We start from the raw sequence: 12,240 nt of genomic DNA, 5'->3' as shown, positions 1-12,240 counted from the left end.
AATCAATTATCTAAAGTATTACCAGAGTATATGATGCCTAGTGTATTAGTTAAGATTGAATCAATGCCATTAACAGTAAATGGTAAGTTAGATCGTAAGTCATTACCGGATCCTGAATTTGTTAATGAAGATAGTTATGTAGCACCTACTACGGAACTTGAAGAGAAATTATGTAGTATATTTGCAGAAGTACTTGGATTAGAAAAAGTTGGTATTACAGATGATTTCTTTAGGATAGGTGGAGATTCTCTATTGGCTGTTAAAGTCATCTCTTCAATAAAAAAGATATTAGAACTTAGTATAACTGTTAAGGATATTTTTGGTAATTCTACACCTGCTAAATTAATAAAAGCTTTGGCATCAAATGGTAAAAATCAAGAACTAAAACTTAAAGCACGAGATGATAAAACAATAGTTCTAACTGAGAATCAGAAGAGTATTATGAATAGAATAAGTATAGATAATGATATAACTTTATATAATGGCACATATGGTTTTATTATAAATAAAAATATCAAGATCAATATTATGATAAAAGCTTTTAAGGAGACCGTTGATGCTTTGCCTCTTATGAAAACTCTATTTATTAGGAATAGTCAAAGTACTTTAATAGATATTAACAACTTAAAATTACCTATTTCTATTAATAGAAGCTTCTATAATAAGAATCCTAATAAACAAACCTTAATAGATTTGCTTAATAGCTTATCACTTGAGATATTTAATTTAGATAAAGATGTTTTATGGAAAGCATGCATATATCCATTATCTGAAAATAAATATTATTTAACACTTTGCTTTTCTCGTATTATTTCTGATGGTTACTCATGTGGCATATTTCTTAAGGTTTTGTTTAATAATTATGATAGCTTATTAAGAGATGAATTCACTTCTCCTGATAAACAATCTCTTAATTATTTTGATTATGCATCAAGAGAGCAGAGATCCATAAAAGAAGGCAAATACTCAGAACAAATTAATTATTGGAAGAGTAAATATAAATATTTACCATGCCGCCACTTACTTGGAGTTGAATTGAATCAACGTCCTTTATTATATGGACCTGCTAATATTATTAGAATTGAGCTTGATGAGTTAACAACATGGAATTTGCGTAATTACTCTAAAGGCTTGGGTATTTCTCCTTACAGTATATTTTTTTCTGTATGGTCTGACTATCTACAACAAACTAGTGGGAAACAAAAAATATCAGTTACTTGTTACTATAGAAACCGTGATGAGGACGAATTAAAACATATTCATGGACCTTTTACTAACAGTATTCCTATATTAATAGATTTTCCATTACAATTGGGACAAGAGAATAAATGTATTAAAACATCTTTGTTAAGAGTGTCTGATTCAATACATGAAGGAATTAGTAACTCAGTACCATATGGACTACTTTTAGATAGTATTGGGATAGAGAAAGAATTGCAAATTAAATATAATGGTTATCCATTGACTCAAACTTTTGTCAACTTCCCGCAGCCTTATAGTGATGTAAGCAGAGATGAATCTTATCGTAAAGATATTAGCATGTTATCCCATACAAAGCTAACTTCAGAACTAGATATCGGTATTATTCTTTTTGAAGATAAAAATAATTATTCTATAGGGTTAATTTATCGTCCCGAATTATTTAGTTATGACTTTTCTAGTCAAACAGCTGAAAATTATATAGATAGGTTAAAGAGGGTATGTTGCAACAGTGCCTAAATATTTGATATAAAAATAGATAGATTATATACTATAAATACTGATTGTGTTTTAACTTCATAACTAAGTATGAGCAAGAAAAAATCAGATAGCTTTATAATACGCCTAAATGAAGCTTGTGACTATGCGAAGATTGCCCCTTATAATAAAGGTCGAATAGGTGAGCTTGCTCGAATATTAGGGATTTCTGAAAGAGGAACAATTAAATATTTTCATGGAGATAGTAAACCAACAAAAAAAGGATATGGAAGAATATCAAAAAAACTAGGAGTTCGTAGAGAATGGTTAGAGAGTGGAAAAGGACAAATGCTAGATTACAAAGATCCATTATTAGATTTCCAAGATACAGTAGCTTATCCATTATTTGCAATTAATAATATAGATAATCCTACAGTAGACTATATCCATATAAATCTCCCTAAAAATATTAGCGATAAAGATAATATTCTATGTATTAAAGTTTATGGTAATTCAATGTCTCCTAGGTTTATCGATGGATCTATAGCTATTGTCGATACTATAGCAACCCCGATTGATGGTGATTATATTCTAATTAAAGTAAAAGAATATGCTACTCCTATGATAAGACAATATATAATTAGTGAATCAGGGTTTTATTTAATAGCTGTAAATCCTAAGTTTGAAACATTAAAAATGCAAGCTAGTAATGGGTATAGTTTAATTGGTGTAGTGAAACAGGTAATTATAAATTTATGAGAAAAGAATTATTAGAAGCTCTATTGAAAAATAGATTGTATACATTAGCCATAAATAATGATTGGAGAAATAGTGAACTTCTAGAAAAATATAATAAAAAATTTAGTTATTATTATAGTAATGAGGTATTAGGTGAATTTAGCAATATTTCGCTCATTAATATACTTGGTGACTCTCATGATTTTAAGGCAACATTACATATAAGGACTTGTGATGCTGATTTCATATATAAACCTACAAATGGATATAATCATATCTTTCTAAATAGAATATATTCATTATTAAACGAGAAATATTTTAATTTTATTAAATATCCCATAATAGGATACTCAGAGAAATACCATAAAGCTGACTACATAAGCAATGAAAATATTAAAGATATCTGTGATTTCTCATATCACTATGGAGCTTTATTGTTTTTAGCCTATACTTTTAGATTTGTAGATATTCATAGTGAAAACGTTATAATAAAGGATAGTAAACCTATTATATGTGACGTTGAGACTATGTGTCTGCCTATAATAGAGAACACATACAAATATGATTTACATTGTACGTCTTTATTACCCAATAAAGCAAAAATTACATCTAGTGATATAAGCTTTAAATCTCCTATTGATAATATTAAAATTTCTAATAAACACTTTAAAGATGGTATAGACAAATGTTACGTTTCTTTTATTCAAAATAAGGATCAAATACTCCAGCTATTTAATGATTTTAAGAATAACATGACATTTAGATTAATAGTTAGGCCAACTAGATACTATTTCAGAGTGATTGAAAATTATTTAATAAATAAAAAGCTTGCGATAAACAATTCTATACGATATAAGTATTTATTAGATTCATTATACGGAGAGCATCAGTTAATTAAATCTTTTCATAAGTATGAAATTATAGATTGTAATTCATTAAATATACCATATTTTACATATGATATTGATTGTAATATTTCACATAAAGGTAAAGTACTTCCAAAACCAGATTATTTATTTTCTTGCTATGAGCATATCTTAAAATCCATGGAGAATTTAGATACAATAAGGTTAGAGATACTACGAACATGTAACCATTTATGATCAATAAAACACCTAATGTATACGTAATTGTTTTTATTATGCCTATTTTGACTTTTATTATTTTTTTGCCAACTATTGATATTGGAGCTACGATCCATATTTTGAATACTTTTATTGTTTCAGTAGCTGCTATATATTTCTCTTTAAATTATCCCCTCATAGATTCTATTACGGAGGTTTATGGCAGAAGAATATCATATTTGCTGATACTTATAGTATTTATAATATTTATATTTTTTTCTTTAATTAATGACTTTTTACTATCTCAATCTTATGAATATAAAAAATATGCATATATATATGATAAATCCGTTATACTAACTATTATTGGAGCCTTTATTTTTTTGGGATCTTCATTTTTAAATATCTATATTTTTGGATATATAAGATATAAACTTAAACGTTACCCATATATTATCAGAACCTTATTAATATCTACTTTTCTTGAAATAATAGTTAGTGCAATTGTATACCCTCTTTGCTTTTATAACAAAAGCTGGCATTTTATATTATCAATTATGATAAGTAATACCTTAATTAAAGTATTACTATCTATGCCCGGTGCTTTTATATCAAAAATACTAGTAGTATTATATTTGGCTTTAGATAAAGTCGGAGAGTGATCTACCCCATGCTTTTTTAAATTTGTCATAAAAACCAAATTCTATTACGGACATTGGCTAACCTACGTGCGCTGAGGGGCCACATTTTTAAAATGGAAAATCTTTAATTTTACTATCATATACATCTTGGCAGTTATTCTCAGTCAGTCAAATATTTCGGCACTGTTGCAAACTTTGACTAATTTGATTATTAATTTTAGAATTTATCTTTATATTCAATAATTTCATCTAGGACCATAGGGAGCGAATGAACAAAATGTGGCGGTTTAGACTTTCTTTGTCTTTTATATAGTATGGTTGTGATGTGGTTTATGTAAATTGATGCTAGATAACTTTTTATATACAGTACATATTTAAGTTAATCTCTAACTGAAATTTATTGATTGCTTCTTGTGGTAATATATGTCGTATACCATATACTGGAAAATCCATAGAAGCAGATATATAAGTTGTGAGATTCACAGAGATGGTTTCAACTTTCTCATAGCCAGTTCAACAGCATAAACAGGCTCTTGTATATGTTCTTTTTTAGGGTCATACAAGTCATTAACTTCATCCCATAAAAGAATTTTATCTTTGAGATTATTAACTATATCAGTAGGAGATAATCCTTTAAGAGACCCATGAGGTCTATGCCAGTTATAAAACATTTGCCATTCAGATAAAGAATCCTGTAGAGCATCAAAGTCTGATAGATCAGCTAATGCGTAAAACTCTTCTAGATCAGTTTTTTGAGATCTTTCTACTTTACCATTTAAGTGAGGACAACCCGGCTTATTTGGCCTAAATTTAATACCATATAACATCAATTTCTTTTGCACTTCAAAGGCAAAAAACTCTCGACCCCTATCGGTTTGAATTCTCTGAATAGCAAATGGGAATTCTTCACACATAATGTCAATAAAATCTAAAGTATTTTTAGCTGTGGCTCTTGTATAAATTTTTAGCACCCTCCATCTAGAACAATCATCTACAGCCGTATATTGGTATATTCCAGGAGCTATTTTACATGTATCAACTTGTACTCTATCTCCAGGTATTGGTCTGCTATATTTTTTAAATTTCTTCTTTCTTTTAAGCTTTCGAATATCTGGCATATTTTCAGATTTCAAAATCTTATGAATAGTGGCTAATGATAAAGAAAAGTTATTTTGTCTAAGTAGTTGACTTTGTATTCTTCTAGCACCTAAATTACGCTTTCTCAAAGCAAGTATTTCAATTTTAATACTTTCATCTACTTTTTTATTTGGAGAATTTATCGGGCGTTTACTTTGATTATTTAAACCAGCTTCACCAAGGTCTTTATATCTACTAACCCACTTTCTTAAAGTTGGTCTTGATATACCACAACGTCGACAAACATAGCCTGCATTTGTAGTTTCTTCATATAGCTTAACCCAAATTAATCGGGCCTTGATTTCAGCTTCCATAACAAGCTGATTTTAACATTTATTATTGAAACTATCTCTATGAATCACACAAGTTATGTTTCATACCGTAGCAAATCAAACCAAAGTGCTTAATCAATTAGCTAATGAAGGGATTGAATATAATAATGACAGCTTATCAATTTTATCTCCATTTTTTAGGGAAAATATAAATCGTTACGGTGTTTTTGAGTTATCAAAGTCAAAAACATCAATACCACTAGAGTTTAATATTCAAAGTAGAAAACAAACATGACCCTTTTTTACCAGGATCCCGGCCGAAGGTCAAATAAATCTAAAAAGAATTGGAAAAAATTTTATAAAGTTCGTTTAAGTTATGGAGTATTACAATCATTACTTCTTTTCATACAATATTTTTCTATATTTATGATTCTATTTTTTACTAGAGATGGAGGAGTTAGTAGATTAGTTATGGTTAGTATGGTATTAGTTCAGCTTAATCGCCCGTTTGAATTAATAGCTACATCTTTACGTGAAATAATAATAGCTAAAGGTATGGTATTACCATTGCAGGATCAATTCAATAAGCATCGTAAACCTCATGAGAACAAAAACGGTTTTACTCTACATTCTGATAAAATTAGCATAACTTTAAGTAATCTAAGTTATAGTTATAAGTCAAAAAAAGAAACATTATTTAAGCCTATTTCATGTAAGGGGTTATTTGCACAGCCCTCCATTTTTTTGGTTTTTGAGATAATTAGAAATTCATAATTTAGCTAGTTGTATAAATTTAGACCTTATAAACAAAATTTAATTTCTTTGTTAAAAACTACATCTAGACTAATTCATCTTAACTTTTATGGCACAAGGTTTACCTCTATTCTCTCCATTTTCAAAAGTTACATTGTCTCCCTGTTTTAAAGAATTCTGCTCTTTATAATCAACTTCATTTTTATGGAAAAATATGTCATTACCACCATCTTGTGGTACGATGAATCCAAAACCTCTTTCTGCATTAAACATTTTAACTGTTCCCTGTCTCATTAAATTATTCCTTTTAGTTTATTGTTTTGTGTATTTAAGTTATGTAGCATTTTTTTAAGAAACTTAACGATTTTATAATGAGATTGAATATTGAGAAATAAACGTATGACAGTATTTGGTCGCAATTGTTAAATAAAGTTACAATATGTATATAACTTTGGATCATTGTACTCTATTTAATTCAGAAAATATACTTATTTAAACTATACATATAATATAACCTTCATTCATGAAATAATTCTACTCCAAGGCTATATATGAGATTAAAAGCTATTAAAAACATATACTACTAGTTTGCGCATGTATTTTGACTACTCCCATATGATAAATCATCTGGTATAAAAAATTTATTTACCAATGGAGATATCATTGCTCTAAGAAGAGAATTATAGTCAATAACAAAATGAAGTTCTGTACCAACAGGAATCAGTTTATTAGCGGAATTTATTACTAAATGATCACTCGTTGCTCCTATAATATTATACTCAGATAAACACTTTATTCCATTAGAGACTATATCTTGATTCCCAAAAGCTAAAATAGACTGATAAACATGATTACCTTTTAAGTTAGTTTTTAGTTTTGACTCTATAACTTCAGCAACAAGATATATTGCATCTTGATATAGCCCTTTAATCGGAGTGTTATCTAACGGATCTATTCCAAGAAAAATAGCCTCTCCTAGGCGAAGATTATTAATTCTACCAATATTGTTTTTACTATTAAGGGCCCAGCTTAGATTTGCTGAATTACCACCACTTATAATATCTAATTTTATGTTATATGATTTTTCAATAGAGTTAGCTATGGATGACAATTGGTTCATTTTCATATTATCAGGAGTACTACCATTGAGACACATTAAATTAGTTCCTATTCCTTTAATATGTATGTTAGGTAGAGTTAAAACCTTCTTTACAACTTTTAAAATATTTTCCGGTAAAATACCTTCTCGAAGATCTCCTAATTCAATCATTAAAACAACTTCATGAATTAAATTTAATTTATTTGCTATTTTGGATAGAGCTTTTATTATAGTAATTTCACTATTAAAACTTATAGTTTTTGATAGAACTACACGTTTAATTTGACTAAGCATTGGTGAACGAATAAGATATGTTTGTATTAGATTTTTTTCTTTATTCACTAATTCTATATTTCCAATATGAGAATCTCCTAAGCCTATAACTCCCGCTTTTATTAAAATATCAGTCATTATTTGAGATGATTGAATAACTTTAGTTACACCTATTACAGATATATTTAAATGATTTAAACGATCTACTAAAACTTTAGTATTATGCTCTATTTTATGAAGATTAATTACTAATCGAGGAGTTTCCACTAAAGTACTTATTTGTTTTTTAAATAAAGACATTTTGAGACACCATATCAAACAATAAATTTGAAGGTGACATTAAGGCATCCACAATTGGAAGTTTGTATTTTTTACTATATTCTTTTATTACTTCACCAACTTGAGTTTTATTCATATTTTCATGATTAATTGTAATACCTATTACTTTAGTTTGTGAGAAAGTTTGAATAAGGTTAATTTCATCATCAATTTCTGGCATTAATAAATTTTCAAAATCACAACGATATTTTCTTTTTGGAGCATGCTGTAAAATAACTGCATCTGGACAACAGCCTCTTAGAATAAACGAGCTACTAGAAAAAGCAGGATGACTTAAAGAACTTTGTCCTTCTACAAAAATAATATCAGGCCGCTCTTCTTCAAACGCTGAAACAACATTTGCCTCTAACTCTCCAATACAAAATTGTGAAGGTATAGCATCTATAGCTACTCCATACTTAGCCCCTTGAATCAAACTGGTTTGCCCTGTCCCAACCATAACGGCTTTAAATCCAGAAGAGTTAAATAGTTTAACAAGTATATTTGTCGTTGTGCGTTTTCCAATAGCACAATCAGTTCCTAAAATAGCTATTACAGGACAAGTTACTTTAGATATATTCCCAGTGTATATTCTTAAATCTTTTTTATCTGGAGGTTTTCTTACATCTAAGATTTTTACATTATACTTACTAGCTGCAAGCGATAATTCTGGATCTTCATTTAAAAAAACATGTAAACCATTAACAATATTTATACCCAATTGAATCATTTCTAGTACTATTTTATGCTCTTTATTAGATAGAGCTCCTGTAGCTGGTGCCAGACCTAAAATAAAATAATCTGGTTTACTCTTTAGATTTTTTAATGCAGATATGTAACTATGATAGATAGGAATACCATTTGGGATATTATCAAGTACCATACCAGAATCTAAATTTGCTTTAGTACTATCAATAACAGCTACAATATTATATTTTTCAGAATGCCTAATTAATCCATTAGCTGTTTTGCCATCAAGTTCGCCAAAATTTGCTTCGCAATAAATAATTGCTGTTTTTAATCTTTTTTTCATAAGAGTCCTTTTCTTAGAGTATTACATTTAGAAACAAGATTAGAAGATAGGTTAATCTATTAATCTAAATTGTGTCCTATCCTTTATAATTTGCTCTGTTTAGCTCAAAGTGATTTATAAGGATATTTTTTTTGTCTATTTTGAAAAGAAATGATTTCTTTATTCTGTATAGTGCCATTTTTAATATCTGTAGCATTTTTTAAAGTTTTCTTTTTAGAACTTTTATCGTTTTTATTTAAAATTAAAGTAGGTAAGTAATTTATCAAAGCATTAGAAATGACTCTAGTAGCAGTTTCCCAAAGATAAGTTGGAGTATGGTCTACTCCATAATAGTCTATATTACCAACTTTAAACATAGGGGCTTTAAATGTAGTAGGACAAGAAAAAGTAAATCCCATTTCTTTATCGCAGCTAACATCTATAACTAAAGTACCTTTTTTCATTTTTGACAAATTTTTTTCTTTTATAAACATTATTGGATTATTAGGATCCTGCAATATTCCGTTGACAATAATATCTGATTTATTAATTAGATCAGCAAACTTTTTACTACTTATTATATCCTTTGGAACTGTAACATATTTACAACCTTTAATAACATTAGCTAATGTACCAATACTTCGACGTGTACATATAGTTATATCTTTATAACCTCTACCTTGTAAAGCATGTATAGCTCCATGGCTTACTGATCCAAATCCTATTATTAATATTTTCTTTTGATCACCATATTTACCATCAATCCCTTTTAGTTGAAGTGCATGCAAAACAGAACAGTAACCAGCAAGCTCATTATTTTGATAAAACACATGTTCATTTATATTTTGATCCTTATTAAAGGAAAACATTGCTTCAAAGGATATGATTGTTAATTTTTTATCAATAGCTATTTGAACTATATCTTTCTGTTGAACACAATGCGACCAGCCCCAAATAGTTCCACCTTCTTTGATCTCAGTTAAATCTTCTAATAATGGTTTAGCTAATATTACATTTCCTATATTTTTGAGGATCTCTAAACGTGGTGCAACACCAGCTGTTAAGCTAGTAATTTTCTCATCAGAAACTCCAAATGATTCTCCATAGCCTGTTTCAAATACAAGATTATTTCTAATATCCCCAGGTATCTTGAGTAAATATTCTGGATGAATAGGTAATCTTTTTTCTGATTCTTTTCTTGAAGTTGAAATGACCCCAAACAATGAATTATTCATAATTATTATCCTTATTTTCATAACACTATGAGACCAAAATTAAATATTTTATATCAGTGTTAAAGAGTGTATAAATCAGAGAAAGATAATATTGAAGGCCTATCTAAAAATGAAAGTTCGATAAAATTAGTCATAAATACTAACTTCACACCATTACAGTATATATAAAAAATACCTGTATAACAAAAATTGATAGATCAATTAAAATTATTTACAAGGTCATTCAATTTTTATAAATTTTAACCAATAGCTACATTTCTAAATTTGAGATACTCATATAAAGTAGTTCTAGAAATACTTAATTGTGCAGCTATTTCTTGAGTTGTTAATTCTTTTTGATTATAAAGAGCTTCAGCTATGCAGGCTTTTTTCTTTGCCTCATCTGATAAGCTCTTAGGTCTACCGCCCATTTTCCCTCTAGCTCTTGCAGATTTTAAGCCAGCCATTGTTCTTTCTCTAATTAAATCTTTTTCAAATTCAGCTAGTGAGGCAAAAATATTAAACATTAATTTGCCCTGTATAGTTGTAGTATCAATAGGATCGTTCAAACTTATAATGCCAACATTTTTGTTTAGCAAATCATTAACTACTTTTATAAGATGATGCAAAGATCTTCCCATACGATCAAATTTCCAAACAACCAATGTATCACCTTCAGAAATTTCATCAAGTAGTTTGAGCCACTCAGGTCTATCAGCTTTAGCTCCTTTAGCAATTTCGGAAAATATTTTTTGACAACCTGATTCTTTAAGGCTATCTATCTGCATATCTAAGGATTGGTCTTTAGTACTAACCCTAGCGTAGCCATATTTCATCATATTGTTCAATTATCATTAATATTTATTTTGATAAAGTAAATAGCATTTTCTTACAAAAATGACTGTTTTTATGTTTGATTTTGCTCCAAAATGATTTGTAAGTTTAAACGAGGGTTTTTCCGTACAAGCTTATGACAAAAAATAGTCATAGAATTAACCTGCTGACTCCACAGGAAATAAACGATCTTTACACAATCCATAAATTTACCAAATTAGATCGAGAAGTGTTTTTTGATCTTGATGAATCTGAAAGAAAGTTTGTTAATACTAAAGCTTCCATAAATAAAACAAGAGCTACCCTTGTATTCCAACTTGGCTATTTTAAAGCAAGTGGGTTATTTTTTGATAATATCATCTTCAATGAATATTCTGATGATTTTAAATTCATTACCAAAAATATTCTTGGCGAGATTAATCTTAAATTCAAAGGTAAGCTTGGATATGATTCTAGAATCAAGCAGATAAAAGATATTACAGAATTATTAGGATTTACAAGTTGGAAAGATAGTGATAAAAGTAAAGTTGAAAACCATCTCTTAAATCTTTTAAGAAGCCATGCTAACCCTAAAGATGCTCTAAGAGAGCTTATAATTTATTTTGAAAATCAAAAAATAATTTTACCAACTTATAGAAACTTACAAGATTTATTTACTGGGTGTATATCTATTGAAAACTTGAGGTTGCAGAATGTTATTGCCTTGATTCCTGATGCTATAGACAGACAAATTAACAAACTTATAAATACAGAAACTATTACAGATTTATCAGAAATTAAATCTGATCAAAAAGGCTTTCAATTACAATTTATCAGCAGTGCTATACGAGTAACTAAATCTATTAAAACTATTTATAGCTTTTGTAAAGAATTCTTACCATCACTAAAAATATCAAACAACTGTATATGCTATTATGCAAGCTTAATTGAGCATTATTCTCCATCTAGAATACGCATGCTAAATAAAACATTACAGTCGCTATATTTATTGTGTTACATACATATAAAATATCAGCAATGTATGGACAACTTAATTGTTAGCTTTATATAGGCTCCTATTAAATATTTGGCACTAAAACTCCGCTTCTTTCTCTATGCTGCATTATATTCCAATATTTCCTTGGCATTTATAGTTTGATCGTTAGAAATACTAAGCCTACTAAAATCATATATACCAAGCATATTTACATGCTTCCAAGTTAATATTT

Annotated in this window: 13 protein-coding genes; 7 read left to right on the top strand and 6 right to left on the bottom strand. The window is 28.5% G+C overall.

The window, feature by feature from the left end:
- The 4 genes from F3D62_RS12200 to F3D62_RS12185 form a co-directional block, all read left to right on the top strand.
- On the top strand, positions 1–1,719 hold a 1,719-nt coding region (locus tag F3D62_RS12200), incomplete at its 5' end, for a condensation domain-containing protein (RefSeq protein ID WP_150468519.1).
- 69 nt (positions 1,720–1,788) lie between these two features.
- The gene (locus F3D62_RS12195; protein ID WP_150468518.1) at positions 1,789–2,436 is read left to right on the top strand and encodes a S24 family peptidase; all 648 of its coding nucleotides are present in this window, start codon (positions 1,789–1,791) and stop codon (positions 2,434–2,436) included.
- Positions 2,433–3,518 (top strand): DUF4135 domain-containing protein, encoded by a 1,086-nt coding sequence (locus F3D62_RS12190; protein ID WP_150468517.1) that lies wholly within the window; start codon positions 2,433–2,435, stop codon positions 3,516–3,518. Before F3D62_RS12195 ends, F3D62_RS12190 begins: the two co-directional genes overlap by 4 nt.
- Complete coding sequence (locus tag F3D62_RS12185) at positions 3,515–4,141, top strand: VUT family protein (protein ID WP_150468516.1); 627 nt, start codon at positions 3,515–3,517, stop codon at positions 4,139–4,141. Before F3D62_RS12190 ends, F3D62_RS12185 begins: the two co-directional genes overlap by 4 nt.
- A gap of 458 nt (positions 4,142–4,599) precedes the next feature.
- Here F3D62_RS12185 and F3D62_RS12180 read toward each other — a convergent pair whose 3' ends face one another.
- Positions 4,600–5,571 (bottom strand): IS481 family transposase, encoded by a 972-nt coding sequence (locus F3D62_RS12180; RefSeq protein ID WP_150468515.1) that lies wholly within the window; start codon positions 5,569–5,571, stop codon positions 4,600–4,602.
- A gap of 55 nt (positions 5,572–5,626) precedes the next feature.
- On the opposite strand from F3D62_RS12180, the gene F3D62_RS12175 reads away from it, so the two are divergent.
- Entirely contained in the window at positions 5,627–5,824 is a 198-nt protein-coding gene (locus tag F3D62_RS12175) for a hypothetical protein (RefSeq protein WP_150468514.1), read from the top strand.
- Positions 5,825–5,955: 131 nt separating this feature from the next.
- The gene (locus F3D62_RS12170) at positions 5,956–6,303 is read left to right on the top strand and encodes a hypothetical protein (RefSeq protein WP_150468513.1); all 348 of its coding nucleotides are present in this window, start codon (positions 5,956–5,958) and stop codon (positions 6,301–6,303) included.
- A gap of 69 nt (positions 6,304–6,372) precedes the next feature.
- Here F3D62_RS12170 and F3D62_RS12165 read toward each other — a convergent pair whose 3' ends face one another.
- From F3D62_RS12165 to F3D62_RS12145, 5 genes are all read right to left on the bottom strand, one after another.
- A complete protein-coding gene (locus tag F3D62_RS12165; protein ID WP_150468512.1) occupies positions 6,373–6,576 on the bottom strand; it encodes a cold-shock protein in 204 nt (67 codons plus the stop codon).
- A 289-nt stretch (positions 6,577–6,865) separates the two neighbouring features.
- Complete coding sequence (locus tag F3D62_RS12160) at positions 6,866–7,954, bottom strand: alanine racemase (RefSeq protein WP_224732698.1); 1,089 nt, start codon at positions 7,952–7,954, stop codon at positions 6,866–6,868.
- Positions 7,941–9,005 carry a DUF1611 domain-containing protein gene (locus F3D62_RS12155; protein WP_150468511.1) on the bottom strand — a complete coding sequence of 355 codons (1,065 nt, stop codon included), beginning with the start codon at positions 9,003–9,005 and terminating at the stop codon, positions 7,941–7,943. Before F3D62_RS12155 ends, F3D62_RS12160 begins: the two co-directional genes overlap by 14 nt.
- Positions 9,006–9,109: 104 nt before the next feature.
- Complete coding sequence (locus F3D62_RS12150; RefSeq protein ID WP_150468510.1) at positions 9,110–10,219, bottom strand: N(5)-(carboxyethyl)ornithine synthase; 1,110 nt, start codon at positions 10,217–10,219, stop codon at positions 9,110–9,112.
- A 239-nt stretch (positions 10,220–10,458) separates the two neighbouring features.
- Positions 10,459–11,037 (bottom strand): recombinase family protein, encoded by a 579-nt coding sequence (locus F3D62_RS12145; RefSeq protein ID WP_224732697.1) that lies wholly within the window; start codon positions 11,035–11,037, stop codon positions 10,459–10,461.
- Positions 11,038–11,168: 131 nt separating this feature from the next.
- Here F3D62_RS12145 and F3D62_RS12140 point away from each other — a divergent pair, with 131 nt between their 5' ends.
- Positions 11,169–12,083, top strand: coding sequence for a DUF4158 domain-containing protein (locus F3D62_RS12140; protein WP_150468509.1), 915 nt, complete (start codon positions 11,169–11,171; stop codon positions 12,081–12,083).
- The last annotated feature ends 157 nt before the right edge of the window (positions 12,084–12,240 follow it).

The sequence above is a fragment of the Francisella sp. SYW-9 genome (genome assembly GCF_008711465.1).
Classification (GTDB): domain Bacteria; phylum Pseudomonadota; class Gammaproteobacteria; order Francisellales; family Francisellaceae; genus Francisella.
The sequence above is the reverse complement of the archived record's forward strand: the minus strand, read 5'-3'. Positions and strand labels throughout refer to the sequence as shown.

Bases quoted from the DNA above. Each gene is read 5' to 3' on its own strand.
- F3D62_RS12195 (WP_150468518.1), top strand. From the start codon at position 1,789: ATGAGCAAGAAAAAATCAGATAGCTTTATAATACGCCTAAATGAAGCT.
- F3D62_RS12190 (WP_150468517.1), top strand. From the start codon at position 2,433: ATGAGAAAAGAATTATTAGAAGCTCTATTGAAAAATAGATTGTATACA.
- F3D62_RS12185 (WP_150468516.1), top strand. From the start codon at position 3,515: ATGATCAATAAAACACCTAATGTATACGTAATTGTTTTTATTATGCCT.
- F3D62_RS12180 (WP_150468515.1), bottom strand. From the start codon at position 5,571: ATGGAAGCTGAAATCAAGGCCCGATTAATTTGGGTTAAGCTATATGAA.
- F3D62_RS12175 (WP_150468514.1), top strand. From the start codon at position 5,627: ATGTTTCATACCGTAGCAAATCAAACCAAAGTGCTTAATCAATTAGCT.
- F3D62_RS12170 (WP_150468513.1), top strand. From the start codon at position 5,956: ATGATTCTATTTTTTACTAGAGATGGAGGAGTTAGTAGATTAGTTATG.
- F3D62_RS12165 (WP_150468512.1), bottom strand. From the start codon at position 6,576: ATGAGACAGGGAACAGTTAAAATGTTTAATGCAGAAAGAGGTTTTGGA.
- F3D62_RS12160 (WP_224732698.1), bottom strand. From the start codon at position 7,954: ATGTCTTTATTTAAAAAACAAATAAGTACTTTAGTGGAAACTCCTCGA.
- F3D62_RS12155 (WP_150468511.1), bottom strand. From the start codon at position 9,005: ATGAAAAAAAGATTAAAAACAGCAATTATTTATTGCGAAGCAAATTTT.
- F3D62_RS12150 (WP_150468510.1), bottom strand. From the start codon at position 10,219: ATGAATAATTCATTGTTTGGGGTCATTTCAACTTCAAGAAAAGAATCA.
- F3D62_RS12145 (WP_224732697.1), bottom strand. From the start codon at position 11,037: ATGATGAAATATGGCTACGCTAGGGTTAGTACTAAAGACCAATCCTTA.
- F3D62_RS12140 (WP_150468509.1), top strand. From the start codon at position 11,169: ATGACAAAAAATAGTCATAGAATTAACCTGCTGACTCCACAGGAAATA.